This is a genomic window from Pauljensenia sp. C0170B4 (assembly GCF_056590235.1).
Genome location: NZ_JBWPVS010000001.1, coordinates 217,249 through 233,454 on the forward strand (window position 1 = coordinate 217,249; position 16,206 = coordinate 233,454).

The 16,206-nt window shown below is 55.0% G+C and carries 16 protein-coding genes and 1 pseudogene; 2 read left to right on the plus strand and 15 right to left on the minus strand.

What is annotated here, in order from left to right; all coding sequences use genetic code 11:
• Nucleotides 1-7: 7 nt before the first annotated feature.
• The 7 genes from AC1EJ1_RS00975 to AC1EJ1_RS01005 form a co-directional block, all read right to left on the minus strand.
• Complete coding sequence (locus AC1EJ1_RS00975; protein WP_480295188.1) at nucleotides 8-295, minus strand: Nmad4 family putative nucleotide modification protein; 288 nt, start codon at nucleotides 293-295, stop codon at nucleotides 8-10.
• Nucleotides 296-419: 124 nt separating this feature from the next.
• Nucleotides 420-1,067: a hypothetical protein gene (locus tag AC1EJ1_RS00980; protein ID WP_480295189.1), complete on the minus strand. Its 648-nt coding sequence runs from the start codon at nucleotides 1,065-1,067 to the stop codon at nucleotides 420-422.
• The gene (locus AC1EJ1_RS00985) at nucleotides 1,064-1,252 is read right to left on the minus strand and encodes a cell division protein (RefSeq protein ID WP_480295190.1); all 189 of its coding nucleotides are present in this window, start codon (nucleotides 1,250-1,252) and stop codon (nucleotides 1,064-1,066) included. The genes AC1EJ1_RS00980 and AC1EJ1_RS00985 overlap by 4 nt, the downstream gene beginning before the upstream one ends.
• Before the next feature lie 75 nt (nucleotides 1,253-1,327).
• A complete protein-coding gene (locus tag AC1EJ1_RS00990; protein ID WP_480295191.1) occupies nucleotides 1,328-2,734 on the minus strand; it encodes a DNA cytosine methyltransferase in 1,407 nt (468 codons plus the stop codon).
• Nucleotides 2,731-3,981, minus strand: coding sequence for a site-specific DNA-methyltransferase (locus AC1EJ1_RS00995; RefSeq protein ID WP_480295192.1), 1,251 nt, complete (start codon nucleotides 3,979-3,981; stop codon nucleotides 2,731-2,733). The genes AC1EJ1_RS00990 and AC1EJ1_RS00995 overlap by 4 nt, the downstream gene beginning before the upstream one ends.
• Nucleotides 3,953-5,143 (minus strand): methionine adenosyltransferase, encoded by a 1,191-nt coding sequence (metK, locus tag AC1EJ1_RS01000; RefSeq protein ID WP_004007620.1) that lies wholly within the window; start codon nucleotides 5,141-5,143, stop codon nucleotides 3,953-3,955. Before metK ends, AC1EJ1_RS00995 begins: the two co-directional genes overlap by 29 nt.
• A gap of 79 nt (nucleotides 5,144-5,222) precedes the next feature.
• Nucleotides 5,223-5,795 carry a P27 family phage terminase small subunit gene (locus AC1EJ1_RS01005; protein WP_004007621.1) on the minus strand — a complete coding sequence of 191 codons (573 nt, stop codon included), beginning with the start codon at nucleotides 5,793-5,795 and terminating at the stop codon, nucleotides 5,223-5,225.
• Nucleotides 5,796-5,835: 40 nt separating this feature from the next.
• Between AC1EJ1_RS01005 and AC1EJ1_RS01010 the strand changes: the two genes are divergently transcribed.
• Both AC1EJ1_RS01010 and AC1EJ1_RS01015 read left to right on the plus strand, forming a co-directional pair.
• The gene (locus AC1EJ1_RS01010) at nucleotides 5,836-6,633 is read left to right on the plus strand and encodes a ClbS/DfsB family four-helix bundle protein (protein ID WP_219721265.1); all 798 of its coding nucleotides are present in this window, start codon (nucleotides 5,836-5,838) and stop codon (nucleotides 6,631-6,633) included.
• Nucleotides 6,626-7,075 (plus strand): hypothetical protein, encoded by a 450-nt coding sequence (locus AC1EJ1_RS01015; protein WP_004007623.1) that lies wholly within the window; start codon nucleotides 6,626-6,628, stop codon nucleotides 7,073-7,075. The genes AC1EJ1_RS01010 and AC1EJ1_RS01015 overlap by 8 nt, the downstream gene beginning before the upstream one ends.
• Here AC1EJ1_RS01015 and AC1EJ1_RS01020 read toward each other — a convergent pair.
• The 8 genes and pseudogenes from AC1EJ1_RS01020 to AC1EJ1_RS01055 all read right to left on the minus strand — a co-directional run bounded on the left by AC1EJ1_RS01020 (nucleotide 7,066) and on the right by AC1EJ1_RS01055 (nucleotide 16,198).
• Entirely contained in the window at nucleotides 7,066-9,555 is a 2,490-nt protein-coding gene (locus tag AC1EJ1_RS01020; protein WP_004007624.1) for a glycoside hydrolase domain-containing protein, read from the minus strand. The two genes, AC1EJ1_RS01015 and AC1EJ1_RS01020, sit on opposite strands and share 10 nt — an antisense overlap.
• 406 nt (nucleotides 9,556-9,961) lie before the next feature.
• The gene (locus AC1EJ1_RS01025) at nucleotides 9,962-10,339 is read right to left on the minus strand and encodes an HNH endonuclease (RefSeq protein ID WP_480295193.1); all 378 of its coding nucleotides are present in this window, start codon (nucleotides 10,337-10,339) and stop codon (nucleotides 9,962-9,964) included.
• 160 nt (nucleotides 10,340-10,499) lie between these two features.
• Nucleotides 10,500-10,952, minus strand: coding sequence for a hypothetical protein (locus AC1EJ1_RS01030; protein WP_480295194.1), 453 nt, complete (start codon nucleotides 10,950-10,952; stop codon nucleotides 10,500-10,502).
• Between the two features lie 21 nt (nucleotides 10,953-10,973).
• Nucleotides 10,974-12,332: an SNF2-related protein gene (locus tag AC1EJ1_RS01035; protein ID WP_480295195.1), complete on the minus strand. Its 1,359-nt coding sequence runs from the start codon at nucleotides 12,330-12,332 to the stop codon at nucleotides 10,974-10,976.
• Nucleotides 12,313-12,603 (minus strand): annotated as a pseudogene (locus AC1EJ1_RS01040) (VRR-NUC domain-containing protein); the annotation flags it as partial. The gene AC1EJ1_RS01035 and the pseudogene AC1EJ1_RS01040, both read right to left, overlap by 20 nt.
• Before the next feature lie 114 nt (nucleotides 12,604-12,717).
• A complete protein-coding gene (locus AC1EJ1_RS01045) occupies nucleotides 12,718-14,973 on the minus strand; it encodes a phage/plasmid primase, P4 family (protein ID WP_480295196.1) in 2,256 nt (751 codons plus the stop codon).
• Nucleotides 14,973-15,413, minus strand: coding sequence for a DUF7768 domain-containing protein (locus AC1EJ1_RS01050; protein WP_480295197.1), 441 nt, complete (start codon nucleotides 15,411-15,413; stop codon nucleotides 14,973-14,975). Before AC1EJ1_RS01050 ends, AC1EJ1_RS01045 begins: the two co-directional genes overlap by 1 nt.
• The gene (locus AC1EJ1_RS01055) at nucleotides 15,413-16,198 is read right to left on the minus strand and encodes a phage antirepressor (protein ID WP_480295198.1); all 786 of its coding nucleotides are present in this window, start codon (nucleotides 16,196-16,198) and stop codon (nucleotides 15,413-15,415) included. The genes AC1EJ1_RS01050 and AC1EJ1_RS01055 overlap by 1 nt, the downstream gene beginning before the upstream one ends.
• Nucleotides 16,199-16,206: the final 8 nt, after the last annotated feature.

Below are 16,206 nucleotides of genomic sequence, written 5' to 3' on the forward strand. Positions count from 1 at the left end.
GTGCTGGTTAGTTGGTGTGGGCAAGCGCCCAGGCGATGGCGTGGCCGGCGTCTTCGAACAGTTCCTCAGCCTCAGCAACCAGGGCGAGTTCGCATTCAATGAAACTGCGGGCGTCCGATCCCCAGCCAGGGATGGGCTGCTCGGCGAGTTTGTAGACGCGGGCGTCGTTTCCGATCCGGCCTTTGCCCAGGTGCCGGTATGCCGAGGCGAGGACGAAGTCTCCGTAGGCGATAACCGTGCCGTAGCTGTCGGTCGCCATCTGCAGCTGCTCCATCGTGGTCTTGCCGTTGTTCATGACTTTCTCCTTGTCCTCTTGTTCGATCATGTACATACAGCCATAGGTGTGCGCGGTTATCCAGCCGTTTTCGGCGTATTTACACAGGAAGAATAGAGATTCTGATCTCTTGCATATTTCCCGTTTATTCGGCCTGTGTGGGCGTGGTTTTCCACGCCGCATTCCCTTCCAAGTTGGTCAGCAGGACTCGGCGCACGTGCTTGTAGCTGTCGCCGATCATGCCCAGGCGCAGCAACCAGCAGCGCATCGCATACTTATCATTCCCTGGTTCAGGTGGTTTCGGTGAGATGCGGGTGGAGGTCTTGGCTTGCTCGATCATGAGCTGAAGGAGCACACTGGCCGCCTCGATCACCTCCGCGTCAGGAAGTTGTTCGAACCAGGCAAACTCAACCGTTCCCTCCACCGCATTCAAATTCATCGGAGTGGCCGGAATGCCCAGCGCCTTAGCGATGAGTTCTCCCTTGGCGGCGAGCAGGGCTTCGAGCTTCGCGCCTGTGGCTTCGTCCCAACCTGTCGTGGGGAAAGCAAGCGTCAGCCCGTACTCCTCGCTCGTGGGCGCGAACCCGGCCTTCTGTGTGGCTTCAATGAGCGCTTCGGCGTCGATGTCCTCTGGGAGGTGAAGGGTCCAGTCCCGATCCAACCGTGCATCTCCGATCTGGTAGTCGAACGTGGGTGCTCCCGCATAAACTGCCGTGAGACCAAGGTGAGCGGCGATGGTGTTGGCGAGTTTCTTACGCCCGCTCTTGTTCGGGACGAACGAAATTTGGTTCATGCCGCCACACCCTCACCGTCAAACCAAGACTCGACCAGTTGCAGGTAGCCGGTTGCGTCGTGTTCGATCGCACCGGCAACCAGGGAGAAGTTCCACTTTCGTGCAATGTCGAGGGCTTCCTCGACGTCCCAGATGTTGATGCCTGCCTCCAGCATCTCGCTGATCTCAATATGTAGATCACTCATGACCATCCTCCATCTCCTCTTTCCTCTAGTTAGGGGGTCGTTTGGTCATGTACATACAGCCATAGGTGCGAGTGCTTATCCAGTCCCTGCGCGAGCAAAATTCTTCAGTCTTTCAAGGACGTGGCGAGCAACGGGCAAAGCGATCGCGTTACCCCACAACTTGTACTGGGCACTATCACTGGTTGGATTCTCCAACCAAGTAGTGACTTGGCGTGCGGTTCGTGGTTTCACGCCGCGCGCCAAGTTCCAGGTAGCCCAAATGCCCGTCCAATACTCGATGTCCTCGCTTGTCGGATCCTCGATAGCAAGACCGTCACACCAATCGTCAGGAAACCCCTGCAACCGGGCACACTCGACCGGCGTCAACCGCCTGGGGCACAGCGACGAGCTGGCGACCATGGGCGGATCGGTGTAATCCGTGGCCAGCAGCGCACCTGCCTGATCCTTGGTGACGCGGGTGAAATAGTCGGCCTTGGATGCGGCATAGACGGGCTCCAAGATGACCATGCCGCCCTGATTGCAGGTCGGCTCCCCGCCTTTCAAGTCGAGGGTTTTCGACACTTCCGCTTCGTAGCCGTAGTGGCCGCCACCGCTGCGGGACTGGTGGATCGAATTCAGGCCAAACACCCTGCGTTCCTCTGGGGCGTCGAGGAGGATGGGGACGTTGGTGGGTGAGTTGCCCATCCGGGCAGTCAGCGTCTGCACCACCCCCAAGGAGTTAACGGTCAACCTCGAGTCCTGCGGATGATGATCCAACAACATCACCGAGCTGCTACGGCCTCCAAGGCTTGCTTCAGGGGTGTGGGCATGGTCTTGTTCTTGCGTGCCGCACGATTCAGGATTCCTTGGCAAGCTCGCGGGCTCAAAAAGAATCTCGGGTGCGGATCGGCCTGCAAAATCTGCGACAAGGTAGATGCGGCGGCGTCGTTGGGCGAGGCCGAAATGTTGCGCATCGAGTACACGCCACGCAACCGAGCATCCGCCTGCCACGACGGTCCCAGCGTCGGCCCACCGCGTGTCAGGAACAGGCACGTCAGGGACGGACGGCGCGACGACCTGGATGAGGCTCGTGAGGACGGCGGCGAAATCCGCCCCTTGGTTGGAGGAGAAGGCTCCCGGCACGTTCTCCCAGACAGCAAATCGGGGATATTGGTCATTAGTCGCCTCCCTCATTTCCTTGATGATGCGAACAGCCTGAAAGAACAGGCCGGAACGTGAACCTGCCAGCCCGGTCTGCCGTCCTGCGACCGACAGGTCTTGGCACGGCGACCCGAACGAGATGATGTCCACCGGCTCGATCACGGTGCCGTCGATAGTGTTGACGTCGCCGAGGTGGGTGACCGCGGGCAGACGGGTGGTGGTGACGAGGATCGGAAACGGCTCCACCTCGGACGCCCAGACGGGGCGGATACCGACGTTGAGGGCGGCGAGTGGGAAGCCGCCCGACCCGTCAAACAGAGAGCCAAGCGTCAACGCGGTCATGTGGTGCCTCGATCCACTGCCTTCACGACATCCAGGTAGGCGAGCTGCTGGCTGTCGCGGAGACACGTGATTCCTGCGGCGTCTCCGGTGGCGTCGGCGTAGCGGCGCAGGATCACGGAGGCGTATTTTTCGTCGAGTTCCATGCAGTAGGCGATGCGGTCGGTTGCCTCAGCTGCCATGAGTGTGGAGCCTGAGCCTGCGAAGGTGTCGAGCACGATCGTGTTCGCCTGGGTGGAGTTCCCGATCGGATACGCCAACAAATCCAGCGGCTTGGAGGTGGGGTGGTTAGCGTTGCGGCGGGGCTTGGCGAAGTTCCAGATCGTGGTTTGTTTCCGGTCGGCGTACCACTTGTGCTTACCCGTCTTCACCCACCCGAATAGCACCGGCTCGTGCTGCCACTGATACGGGGAACGTCCCAATACGAGGGAATCTTTAACCCAAATACAACAGCCCGACAGATAGAAACCAGCATCTTGAAAAGCGCGACGGAAGTTCAAGCCTTCAGTGTCAGCGTGGAACACATACGCGGACGCGCCCTTCTCACACACGCCCACCATGTTCGAAAACGCTGATAGCAGGAAATCGTAGAACTTATCGCCATCCATCTTGTCGTTCTTGATGGACAATCCGGATCCTGATTCGAAGGCGACGTTATATGGCGGATCAGTCAACACAAGATTCGCACGCTTACCATCCATCAACAACTCGACGTCCTCGACGCTGGTGGCGTCGCCGCACACGAGTCGGTGACGGCCAAGCGTCCAGATATCCCCACGCTCCACGAACGCGGATGCTTCGAGTGCGGCGGTAAGGTCAAACTCGTCATCCTCCACCTCACCCTCATCCAATGAGCCGATAAGCTGCGCGATCTCAGCGTCATCGAAACCGGTGAGTTCAGCATCGAAATCCGAAGCATCGAGGTCGGCAATCAAGAGTGAGAGTTTGTCCTGGTCCCATTCGCCGCTGATCTTGTTGAGCGCGATGTTGAGTGCTTTCTCGCGCGTCTCATCCAGCTCCACGACGATCACGTCCACGTCCGTGTGGCCGAGATCTTCGAGCACCTTCAAACGCTGGTGTCCACCGACGATGTTGCCAGTGGTGGAGTTCCAGATGACGGGTTCGACGTAGCCGAACTCGGTCAAGGATCGCTTGAGCTTCTCGTATTCGGCATCGCCAGGCTGGAGGTCTTTACGCGGATTGTAGTCAGCGGGCTTGAGTTCACTGATGGGCATTGGTTTCATGAGCATGTGTGGTCACCGCCTTCTTTAATGCGTCGACGTGAGCGAACGAGTTCTCCCAGTGCAAACCGGCATGGCCGAAGTGTCCGTAGGTCGAGTAGCGGGTGTAGCCGGGTGCTCGCAACCCCAAAGCGTCAATGATCGCTCCTGGGCGTAGCGGAAACACCTCACGCGCAGCCTCGGTCAGGATCTTGTCGGAGTATTCACCACTGCCGAGCGTGTCGATGGTGAAGGCGACCGGATCAGCCTTCCCAATCGCATAGGAAATCGCGACCTGGCATTCCTGCGCAAGACCGGAGTCGACGATAGTCTTGGCTATCAGACGCGCCATATACGCACCCGAGCGGTCAACCTTGGACGCGTCCTTACCCGAGAACGCCCCACCACCATGTGGGGCGAGACCGCCGTAAGTGTCGACCATCAGCTTGCGACCAGTGAGCCCCGTGTCTGCCTTTGAACCACCCACCGTAAACAAGCCCGAGGGATTCACCAGAATCTCGGTGTCAGCGCTAATTGGCAGATACGGCTTACACGCGGGTGCGACGATCAGTGTTTTGACCTCAGCCGCAAGCTCGTCCAGAGTCTTCGTAGCGTCGTGTTGGATCGACACCACCACGGTTTCGACTGCTACGGGTTGTCCGGCGGCGTCGTAGCGAACCGTCACCTGCGCCTTACCATCGGACTTGATACCGCTGATCGTGCCGTCCTTGCGGGCGTCATCAAGACGCCCACAGATCTCATGCGAGAGTACGAGCGGCAATGGCAAACGCTGCGGGGTTTCGTTGGTGGCGTATCCGTAGACGGTGCCTTGATCGCCAGCGCCCTGCAACGCAAACTCACTCGTGTCTCCGAAGCGAGCCTCCAAGGACTTGGAAACTCCTGCGTTGATGTCTGGGGATTGGCGGCGTGTCCAGACGAAAACGAGGAACTTCCACGGCACATAACCCGCCTTCACCAGCGCGTAACGCACCGACTCACGAATACGCGGACGAACCTTCGAAGTGATCTCGCCAGTCACAATGATCCTGCGGCCAGATGCCATCACTTCTACTGCAACGCGGGCAGCAGGATCCTCGTAGAGGATATCGTCAAGGATCGTGTCAGCGATCAAATCACAGAGCTTATCGGGATGGCCGATACACACGGCCTCAGCAGTCTTCGTAACAGACATACACACTCACTTTCCAAAGAATCGGGACATAGAAAAGTGCCCACCCATCTCGGGCAGGCACACGAGAATCAAAGGGGTGTTAGGAGCGGGCTTGCAGCAGGCGCTCCATCACGTCATCACCCGGCGCCGAACCTGAGTAGTCGCTGGTGCAGGTGGCGCGCACTATCTCGTAAATCTCGTACCAGTACACGTTCGCTTGCTTCCCGAAAGACTGGGACATAGCAACGAAAGGGGATGCGATCGCAGCCCCTGTGGTTGGGTGTTTGCCGAGCAAGCCGAACTTGGAGATCGCCTGTTCACACTGCACATAACGCGCGAACGCCTGCGCATAGGATTCGATCAAGCGCGGTGCGACGAACTGGGAACAGCCACGTTGATCGAGCCATTGCCATGTTTCTCGGTAGACGAGGTCAGCGCCGAGGGGTTTACCATCACGCTGAATCTCCGACAGATACTCGGCAGGCTCCGGCATCACCTCACCAGCAAGCACCGCACCATCCCCGATATCTGAGCCTTCAAAGTCAAACGGCTCACCCAGCGGATCATCAAGCCGCGTGGCTGGGCGGCCAGCTGCGAGCTTCGCATTCAGCGGATCGGGTTTCGCACCTGCCCGCACACGGCGGCCACCCCGGTTCGTTCCGTCTTTCGCCATAGGTTTTCATCTGCTTTCCTGCTGTGAGACAATTAGTGGCGTGCCGAGACCGAAGACGAAAACTGAACTATTGGATGCCGCCGAGGCGCAGTATGCGAAACTGGACAGCCTCATTGAGGGCATGAGTTCCGACGATCAGCATACGAATTTTGATCCCAGCATCACTCAAATCGGTAAAGAAGCCCACTGGGCGCGGGACAAAAACCTGCGCGACGTCCTTGCCCACCTGCACGAGTGGCAGCGCATGTTGCTTGGCTTCGTCGACGCCAACCGCCAGGGTCAGCCTCGACCGTTTCTTCCGTTTCCTCACACGTGGCGAACCACGCCAACGCTCAACCAAGAGATTTGGACTCAATATCAGGGCACTGAGCTTGAGGCTATCCGCGAGAACCTCGCTGACAGCCACACCGCAGTAGTGGCTCTCATCGGCGAGTTCACCAACGAGGAGTTATTCACCAAGGCGCATTTCCCGTGGACGGGCACAACCTCGCTCGGCTCCTACTGCGTGTCAGCCACATCAAGCCACTACGAATGGGCAATCAAAAAGCTCCGTGCATTCACCAGAAAGCCGCCAGAACAACCCCATAACCAAGCCGCCCCCCCAGTAGCTTCTTACCACGCTGTACACCACAGACAGATACTCGGGAGCCTCTGGTATAGGCGCTCCCGTGCGCCTTTTCGTGACTGTCGGGTTCAACGCACCAGGCCTCGTGCCTGCATTCACGCAACATCCGCCCGATCAGCGCTATCCTTAGCAATGCAGGGAAACCCTTCTTGTAGAATGAGAACTTATTGGGGCATACAACTCCTGATGCCGTTGCCGTATCAAAATGTGTAGCGAAAAGTTGAAGGGACTGGTCATCAAAAAAATATCTGTGTTTCTTGTATCCGCTCTGGCATATTTTGTCGGCGCGTGGCTTTTCGCCGCCATCTTTCTACGGTGCAAGGATCAGGATCAGAGATTTTTTGTGGTCTTCTTATTGATGCCACTCATGTATGTGTGTTTCACGATTCTTCTTCTGCTTTTTAATAAGCATTTCATCGGTATTCAATCTGCCCGCGCGTTGCAACTTTCAGCAGGAGCCTTTATCGGACTCTCAGCTTTTCTCTTTTCACTCGATGGTGTCGGCTCGTTAGTTCATAGTGATTCTTTTTCTCAACTGCTGAGCCAGTTTTCCGTTCCCGCCATCGGCGCTCTTGTTGCTGGTGGTGTAGCGCTTGGGTTTAGCGTTTTTACCCAAGCGCCACACCAAGGAAAAGACCAAATCAATTATCGGTAGATGAATTCAGCTAGCTTTCGGCAAGCTGTCAAACGAATCTCTTCCTTGACGTATCCAGCCAGGAACCATCCTAAAACGGCGCTATCCAAGTCGGCATATTCACTTATTTTCTGATATGCCTCAGTGGAATTATTCGCCCCCAAGCTCCAGCCAATCTGCTTGAATCTGTTGGCAAGTTTGCTGGAATTGTTGTAGTACTCTCGCAATGTTGCTGACAGAAGATGAGCGTTGGAGTCGTTGCCGTTTTCTAGCGTGTTAGCGATAACGATGGCATCTCCGTCACAGCAGAGATCGTCACGGTTACAGTTGTTTCCTACCGATTCCCATTTTCCCTTGTCGTTTTTCTTGTCAAGTACTAGCCCCTTCAAGCCAGGATGCTGACGGTAATCGTTACCTTGACCGATTAGAGCTGTGGCCACCTGATCCAGGTTCGCACTGGGATTCCACTCAAGTGTTTTCTGAATATTCTCCATGGCAGTAGCTAGGTCTCCGGCCCAGCCAGTCCACGCATCAGGGATAACATTCCAGTTGGTGTATCCAAGTGTTGTTGCCGCCAGATGCGCCAGATCAACCGATTCTCCGGTCTTGTCGGTCATGGATTGCCGCCACGTGTTATCAATATAGCGATTCAAGGCAGCGATGATCTTCTTGCCTACAGCGTCCTTCTCGAGTACGCTCGCGTCAGCACTCCTGAAACTTTCGGCAGACACGGACCAATTCACCGCAGATCCACTACCACCGTCACGCAGGTAGGCTTTTGCTAAATAGTTGAGGATGCAACGCCAAGTCGGAACGGCAATCCGCGTTCCCGCACCATGAGAACCCGCAACGTAGTCTTTTCCAACCTTGCCACTGGCACGAAGTTCTTCGAAGCGTTTCTCTAAATGCCAGATCAGATCAATCGGAGCCAGCTTGGTGTAATCAATGCTGGTGTCGGGCGCAGCGCCACCGGCACTCGAAGGAGCAACATGATCAACTGCCGCTGCTTGTCCTGAATAGGCGACCCTGTCTAGGTCAAAACCAGCACCCTTGTAGTCACTGATTTCAGTGAACTGGTCATAGTTCCAATCGTCAGGAATAGGGAAGCCAAGGTTGCCAGAAAATCCTGTAGACATGTCCGAGACGAACGCGCTTCCAGCATAGCCGGCTTTAATGATGCGGCTACAAATGTTACGCGAGGCGTAGATGCCTACTTTGTATCCGCCTCCCAGGCTTCCACGCACACCCTGGAAATACGGAAGAATGTGACTTGTGACCTCGGGGTCGGTCGCGTCGAAATCAACTGCGAAATAGATATACGTTCCCGGAATGCCAAGTCTTTGGGCTGCTTGCCTTGCGAGCGTCGCGTGCCGAGCGCCGTTTTCCCGCGTGAAGTGTCGAAGCTTGGTTGAGTACTCCTGGAAAATCGGGAAGAACTTCATTCCTCCGTTGGTGATGCGTTCAAGTTCTCCGGGGCGAATTGCTTTGAAATAGTCAGACGGATCTTTTGAATCCTGATTCGGCTCAGTCAGGTAACGCCCCACAATCTCATAGCCGTTCGCCTTAAGTAGGTTGAGTCGCTCAGCCGTAATCTCGAAGCGTGTATCGCATGCTTTGCAGGCGCGATTCGGATCACCTTTCGAGGTCAACAGGCTCATCCATGTAGTCGAGTCGACCACCCCGCTTCGTGGGAGCTGATACTTTGCTTGGAATTGCGGAACGAACGTTGACAGTGCGGTTTGTGCAGAAGGATAGATATCGGGAGAAATCCGGTTACACACTAGAGCAACCTGAGCTAGCCAAGCCCACTTCGGTAAACTTGCCGCATTGCTGGGTGTAACTATTGTTAGACGCGCTTTGGTGCCATTGCCGAAATTACCTGTGGCTTCCGCAGGGCTAAATCCTTCAATGGCTTGCAAGACCTGAATCAGAGCAGTGTTCATTTCCCGACCGTAGAGTCCATCGGTTGGGATGATTCCGGTATAAGCGCGATACTGTTGGTTGATTTGTTGCTGTGCTTGCCGAATCGCTGAAATGCCCCCATAAGAGCGAAGCAGGACGAATTGCTGCATTGACAACAGCGCTTTCATGACGTCGAGCGTCACAGTGGAATCTCCACCAATGCCCATGTCGCTCTTAAGCTGTTTGATGGCCTTTCCAGTTCCGCTATAGAAATGCGTAGTGATATCGCTGGCACCAGCAGAATATCCCTTACACCACAAAGCACCTTGGATAATGCCGTACACATTAGAAGTCTCCTGCGCACCGTCATCCTGCTGGTGGATGCCGTTAGGCCACCGAGACTGGAAGCGACTGATAGTTCCCGGTCCGAAATTGTTCGCCGTTGTCGTAATACCCAGCTCGATTTGCAGGGCCCGAATCAAAGCGTTGACCGTGCCCCAGCCGGTATATCCGTCCTCTACGACTGAACCGAATCCAGCCTTGCTCCTATAGGTGCGATTGAGCCATTGCTGTGTTTTTAGCACCATTTGATCTGTCATGATTCCTCCTTTTTAGAAACCAGTTTGTTAACTCAAGACAGGCGAACACCTGCCAGAGAGGGATCCAGAACACCGGATGAGAAGCTCCGAGTTTTTTGCCCTCACCTGTACGTCCCTGGGAAACCCAAATCCGGACGGACAAAGCGCAAGAAAACCGAGCAACACTCAGCGGGATTTCACCCCTCACTGGTACTGCCGACGAAGCCCGAAGTGTTAATACCTTGTTTGATTCGGGGACTTTGCGCACGGTTGGCCCCGTCCGCTGACCTTCGCCGAAGCTGTAGAGATTTGAGGCCCCCAACCCCTAGCCGAATCCTTGACTGGTCCCGTAACTTGGCGTGGCAACAAGGTCAATATTTTTTAGGGTGGGGAAGTACCAATGGTTGTGTTGCGGTTTTCAAGAAATCTAGTAGGTATAGACCTGAGGGGCTTGCCTCCATCTGTCACCGTCTAACGCGCTCTGCCTGGAGTGGCAGGGTTTGCACAGGCTGCGCAGGTTAGAAAAGTCGTGGCTGCCACCATGCTCTAAGGGTAAGACGTGGTGGACTTCCTGAACGGGGGTGGTCACTCCTTTGTCCAGGCAGTCTTCGCACAAAGGATGCTGGGAAATGTATGCGGCACGGATGCGTCGCCAGCGCGCACCGTAACGCTTGTTGATTCTCGGGTCACGTTGAAACTTACGGTAGTTCTTGTCTGCCTTTTTGGCGTGGAGCGGGCAGAACCGGTCGCGGGTTAGTTCGGGACAGCCAGGTGCAGAGCAGGGACGTTTTGGTTTGCTTGGCACCAGCCTCACCGTCCTTTGCTGGCCAAGACGAAACCCTCCGGGCAGTGATAACTGTTTGCCGGAGGGTTCGTTCCTATATTTTCAACCACCTACAGTATTTCAGGGTTAAATAACGATTTCCATAGCAGGGTTCGGATACTTGCTAACGCATGGGTGCAAGTTAGCGTCTGCCATACAGTGCTACTGCCAGGCGATCTAATGCTCGGTTCTTTCGCCGGTAGACACTGTCTCGTTCAATATAGAAGTGGTCACCGATCATTTGGACTCGTTCGTCTTGATTGCCTTGGCCGAGGAAGAAGTTTTCCAACACGAACTGGTCATCGGTGTTGAGTGCTTGCCAGGCGGGCAGGAACCAGTCCAGGTACTCTTGGGCTTCTTGGCTGCGGACTGCGAGCAGATCAATCTTGTCGAGGGTGGCAGCTATGCGGCGTTCACCAGCGTGGGGGTCGCGTGAGCGGGGCATGCCAGTGATTTTGGGGCTAGTGGGGCTGGCGAGGTCTTCGCGTAGCTGGTTTGCCTCAGCTTGCGTGTCTTGGCTGGCTGCTTGTTCCATCAGTGGGTAGTCCTCTAGGGCGCTGATTGCTGCCTTGCGGGTATCTAAGTATTTCGTCATCACATGCATCATGAATTTTCCTTATCTAGAGTGGTTTGCCAGTTGTGTTTTGATTGCCTCGATCAAGGCAGTCTGGGTGAGGTTCTTGGTATCTAAAGCTGTAAGTACTGCCTCATCGAGGGTGCTTTCAGTGACCAGGTGGATGATCGTTACCGGCTGGGTTTGGCCTTGCCGGTAAAGCCGGGCGTTAGTTTGCTGATACAGCTCCAGACTCCAGGTCAGGGAGAACCAGATGAGTAGGTGCCCGCCTGCTTGTAGATTCAGACCATGGCCGGCAGAGGCCGGGTGAATCAAACCGAGAGCGATCTCGCTATTGTTCCAAGCCGCTATATCCTCAGCGGTCTTTAGGAGCCGGGCTTGCGGGAAGCGCTCGATGATGCGTTCCAGGTCGTGTTTGTACCAGTAGGCAACGAGGAGGTTCTGCCCGTTCGCCGCCTCAACCAAATCTTCGAGTGCATCCAGCTTCGCGCCATGAACAACGATGGCATCTCCGTTTTCGTCGTAGATAGCGCCGCTTGCCAGTTGTAGAAGTTTTCCAGATAGGACTGCCGCGTTAGCCGCATCCACTACTTGCCCGTCTAGCTCAATCACTAAATCCTGCTCTAGACGCTCATATACTGCCCGCTCTTTTTTAGCGAGTTTTACCTTCGTGGTTGTTAGCGTCAGCTCAGGCAAAGTCAGGTGGTCAGTGGTGCGCATAGACAAGGTCATATCCGAGATGGCCTCATAGATCTCGTCCTCAGCACCTGCTCGCGGTTTATAGGTAAACACTTGCATGCCGCCCCGTTTATCAGGTAGGAACCAGCGATCCCTAAACCGGGTGATATAGCGCCCTAGTCTGGTACCGCCATCTAGGAGCCGGAACTGTGCCCATAGATCCATCAACCCATTAGAGGCTGGGGTTCCGGTTAACCCAACCCAACGGCTTACATAGGGTCGCATCTTCACCAGCGTGGTGAAGCGTTTGGCACGGTGGTTTTTAAAGCTAGAGAGTTCGTCAATGACGACCATGTCGAAAGGCCAAGCCGAGCCGTAGTGGGCAACCAGCCAGGGGATGTTTTCCCGGTTAATCACCGTCACCATTGCAGATTTCGCTAACGCATCCAGGCGGTCTTGCTTATTTCCTACGGCTACCGCGAGTGATAATCCCTTGAGGTGGTCCCACTTGGCTGCTTCTTGTGGCCAGGTATCGCGTGCCACGCGTAGTGGCGCGATTACTAGTACTCGCTGTACGAGGAAGTAGTCGAGGATGAGCTGCCAGATCGCGGTCAGCGCAATGACGCTTTTTCCTAAACCCATGCCTAAGAACACTGCGGTTTCGTCATGGTTGATGATGAAACTTGTTGCCTGGGTTTGGTATTTATGCGGCTTGTAGCGCATTTGTCACCTCCGCAATCCCATCCACGCTGTCTACCACGAAGACTTGGAAGCCTTGATTTTGCAGCTGTTTGATACGGCGATTTTGGATTGGTCTAGGTTTGGCTCCTGGTGCTTTTACTTCAGCGAAAATAACTCGTCCGCTCTTCAGGCAGATCCGGTCTGGGACGCCAGTGACGCCGGGGCACACGAGTTTCCAGCAGATTCCGCCGATGTTTTCGACTGATTTCTTCAGTTCGTTTTCTAGGTGTTTTTCTTTCATGTCACGTCTTTCATAAGATCTGTGACACTCGTGTCGGTCTGTCCCTAAACCCTATATAGGACTGTATTTTTTATTTTCTTATAGAAAGGGCTAGTAACGACTGACACGACTGTCACTATTGGCCGGTTACAGGTCGAATTCGCTGATCAAGGCGAGCCCGTCTACGAATCGTGCCCGAGCTGTTCGCCTGCGTGTGTATCCGCCTTTATCGACGGCAGCATAAAAGTCGCTAGTGGAGCGCACATACTCGCCCCTGCCTATTGCCCAGGACCTGTACGCGTCGTAGAGATCTTTGGACTGCTCTGATAGGCCTTGACCTACCTGGCAGCAGTCCTCAAGGAAGTGAGCGAACCAGTCGTTAGCAGCCCGGTATGCCTCCGATGCGGCAACGACTTGTTTAGGTGGGGTCAGGTGGTAGTTTTCAGAGTGGATTAAGCGAGCACCTTCCATAATCCACGCCAGCACCGCTCCGCCAGCTTTGGCGTATAGATGGTCGGCATAATTTTTGATGTCCACACTCGGGGTGATGGTTTGCTCGAATGGAATCACAATTAATCTGCGCCAGATGCCGGTATCCATAGCTCCCACTCGCGGTAGATGGTTCGTGTACAAAACCAAGGTGTGGGAAGGGGTGAAGGAGAAGGGGTCTTTGTATTTCTTCTCTGCTGCGATCTTGTCAGTCGAAGCTAATTGTTTGGTTGATGAGGTTGATAGGCGCACGCCTTCATCGTTTTCGCCGGCAATCAACAAGCGTCTAGCCCTGGTTTCTGCCATCTCGTGTTTGGCGTTGTTTTTCTTACCAGCGATCAGCACTTCAGAGGAGATAGTCTCCGCGTATGAGCCCAACACGCGGGCGATGGTATTCCAGAAAGTGGATTTGCCGTTGTTTCCATCCCCGTAGGCGATAATCAGGGCTTCGATGAGGACTTTGCCGATTGCTGCTAGCCCGCACACTCGTTGCACATACCCAATCAACTCTTTATCTGCTCCGAAAGTGACGGCGAGGCTGTCTAGCCATATCTGCATCCCCTCATCGGATGGGTCAAGGGCGGTTTGTTTAGTCAACATGTCAGCGGGGCTGTGTTCGTGCCGGGAAGTATCGCGCAAATCAAAGGTGGCGCTTGGGGTGTTGAGCAGATAAGGGTCGGCATCGAGCACCTGCGGGTTAATCAACGCTAACGGGCGTGCTTGGCGCATGACCGCCAAGATTGTGCGATCTGAGCGGCACTTGTGTATGAACTTTAACCATTCTTGCGCTGCCATCATTTCCTGGTAGACCTGGGATTGCTCCCGGGTGAATGCAGAGAGGGCTTTGGCCTTGCTCATCGCTACCAGCATTGCTGTTACTCCCAGCCGGCTTGCTTGCTGGGTGGCTGTATCCAGTTCTTTTTGGGCTTGTTCTATTTGCCGGGAGGTGAGTTCTTGGACAACATGCTGGGCTTTAGGCTCGTTTTCCTCCCATACACCCTTGTCGTAGGCCATCCACGCGGTAGCAGGCGAATAACAAATCCGGTCAGCATACTCACCAGCAAGAATCGTCGCCTGACCAACATCGGTAAAATCGTCAGGGCGTAGACTGGTCAGCTGCTCATAAACCTCCGGCGGCACATAACCTGGCTCGGCGGCAACCTTGGCAGCGAACTTACAGGCGCTATCCCAAATTAGTGCTAACTCTGCATCTGGTAGTGGCGGGTCACAAAGGGTGGCTTTACGATCAAATAACTCCCGTGCTTGGGCGGTGTTGCCGTAGCGGATCAAGACTCTGCCCGCGAAGCGAGAGAGCGTGGCATTACGAGAGCCCTCGCCGATAGCAATCGTGGAGGCATCGAAGGCAGCAAACATGTCCTGCTCATCAGCTGCCGCGATCCATTCAACCAGTAGCTGTTCACCCTTGAAAACATGCACTTCGCCGGCGGGGTTGCCGTAGATGAACCTGCCAGCGTCCAGCGCGTTATGGTCAAAGAAATCAAAACGAGCAGCCAGGCGCTTCTTCATCCCTGCATACTCGCTAGCGTCACCGATCTTGTTTATGGGGTAGTAGACGTGAAAACGCGGCCTAGCGCACTCGCTGCCCTTGATTCTCATATGGTTGCGGGAGGTGGCGGTCATAAACTCGACCCCTGCCATCACCTCAGACAAAGATTTGGGCGTGACCCATTCGTCGGGGTTTTCGGTGTGGTCGTTGTCGATATCCATCACCACGCAATCCGAAACCAGGAAGTTCGCGCTCGAGCGATGATTATTCTTGTAGGTGGCTGCGACATGATCAAAACGTACCGCCATTTCTAAGTCGGGTCTGCTGGTGATCTCGTGGCGGTTGGGGTAGTGGCTGTTGGTTTGCTTGCCTGCCATGTCAGTGGCGTAAAGCGTGAAGGGATGCATCAAAAGGTAACCTCCTGGAAATCAGCGTTGAAATAGTGGATGGGTAGTTCAAGTTCGCGGCCCCACTCGATCTCGGCGCGCATCCCGCGGCTAACGCGATCTGTGTAAACCCACATGGCCTCACATTTGCTTAAAAGTACGCGGTTAAACGCCATGGCTAGTTCGCGCTCATCAGGGTCGGTATCATCCATGAACTGCGGGAAGAACAAGTGTGGGGCTAGCGGGATCTGTCCAGCAGCTACCGCGAAGGCGCAAAACTCCCGCGCTAAATCCTGGTTCGTTCGGACATTACCGGAAAAGGGGGAGCAGATATATGTAAGCGGACGAGCCTCATATTCAGCTCCTTGGATCTTCTTCAAAGCCTTGTAGCTGGTCGGGTCAGCATAACCGTGGGCATTTGTGCGCGAGAGCCCAACGACTTGATCTGTTGTAGCGCTCATCAGGCTTCCACCTGCCCTTCGCGTTCAATGACTGGCAGAATCCCGCAGCGGTTTTTGAGCAGGTCATAGAGGAAAAGCCGTCCAGCTTGAGTCCATTTGGTATGCATCCACACGTGACCGTCCTTACTGGTTCCGGTCTCAGACTTCGTATAACCGTTAGCGGCATGTTCTTGGTAGAGCAGCCACTGGTCGCCCTGCTTGTACTGGATACCAAGATCATGCAAGAGCTTATTGAGGCGGCGTGCGCTCATCCCGTAGTCTTTAGCAATCTTAGAAATCGCCACCGCACCCGGAGCGCGCAGAACCTTCTCGTAGTACGACAACTTCGGGCTAGCCTCAAGGAGAAGTTGGGCTCGGGCAAGATTTTGTGCCTCTAGCTGTTCCCCGCGTTTTTTCTCGGCGATAAGAGCCTGCAAAGCAGTCAGCAGCATTTCAGGGTTTTCAGCAACATCTGAAATCGCATACAAGCCGTGCTTGCGGATAGCAGGGAGAACCTCGTCGAAAACCCAAGTCTCAAACTGCTCAGCGGCAGGGAGCTTAGAGGAGATGATCAGCCGGTAAACGTCACCTTCGGTAATGAACCTGGCTTGTTGAATACCGCCTGAGGTTTGAAGGGGGTAGCGTTTCACGACCCCCTTACAGTGCCGCGCCAGAGCGTCTTTCGTGTTCGCGTAGCCAAGTGCGGAGGCAATATCGCGGCCAGAAAACAAGACGCGATCTTCCTCATTGATGGTACGGATTTTCCCGAATCTCTGGCTGGTGAATGTTTGAATCTGATTACCCATGGGGGGCT

Excerpts from the sequence above, each read along its gene's own strand:
- AC1EJ1_RS01045 (WP_480295196.1), bottom strand. The coding sequence starts at position 14,973 with ATGCATCCCTTCACGCTTTACGCCACTGACATGGCAGGCAAGCAAACC.
- metK (WP_004007620.1), bottom strand. The coding sequence starts at position 5,143 with ATGTCTGTTACGAAGACTGCTGAGGCCGTGTGTATCGGCCATCCCGAT.
- AC1EJ1_RS00975 (WP_480295188.1), bottom strand. The coding sequence starts at position 295 with ATGAACAACGGCAAGACCACGATGGAGCAGCTGCAGATGGCGACCGAC.
- AC1EJ1_RS01035 (WP_480295195.1), bottom strand. The coding sequence starts at position 12,332 with ATGCGCTACAAGCCGCATAAATACCAAACCCAGGCAACAAGTTTCATC.
- AC1EJ1_RS01050 (WP_480295197.1), bottom strand. The coding sequence starts at position 15,413 with ATGAGCGCTACAACAGATCAAGTCGTTGGGCTCTCGCGCACAAATGCC.
- AC1EJ1_RS00985 (WP_480295190.1), bottom strand. The coding sequence starts at position 1,252 with ATGAGTGATCTACATATTGAGATCAGCGAGATGCTGGAGGCAGGCATC.
- AC1EJ1_RS01020 (WP_004007624.1), bottom strand. The coding sequence starts at position 9,555 with ATGACAGATCAAATGGTGCTAAAAACACAGCAATGGCTCAATCGCACC.
- AC1EJ1_RS00980 (WP_480295189.1), bottom strand. The coding sequence starts at position 1,067 with ATGAACCAAATTTCGTTCGTCCCGAACAAGAGCGGGCGTAAGAAACTC.
- AC1EJ1_RS01005 (WP_004007621.1), bottom strand. The coding sequence starts at position 5,795 with ATGGCGAAAGACGGAACGAACCGGGGTGGCCGCCGTGTGCGGGCAGGT.
- AC1EJ1_RS00990 (WP_480295191.1), bottom strand. The coding sequence starts at position 2,734 with ATGACCGCGTTGACGCTTGGCTCTCTGTTTGACGGGTCGGGCGGCTTC.
- AC1EJ1_RS01015 (WP_004007623.1), top strand. The coding sequence starts at position 6,626 with ATGTGTAGCGAAAAGTTGAAGGGACTGGTCATCAAAAAAATATCTGTG.
- AC1EJ1_RS00995 (WP_480295192.1), bottom strand. The coding sequence starts at position 3,981 with ATGCTCATGAAACCAATGCCCATCAGTGAACTCAAGCCCGCTGACTAC.
- AC1EJ1_RS01030 (WP_480295194.1), bottom strand. The coding sequence starts at position 10,952 with ATGACGAAATACTTAGATACCCGCAAGGCAGCAATCAGCGCCCTAGAG.
- AC1EJ1_RS01055 (WP_480295198.1), bottom strand. The coding sequence starts at position 16,198 with ATGGGTAATCAGATTCAAACATTCACCAGCCAGAGATTCGGGAAAATC.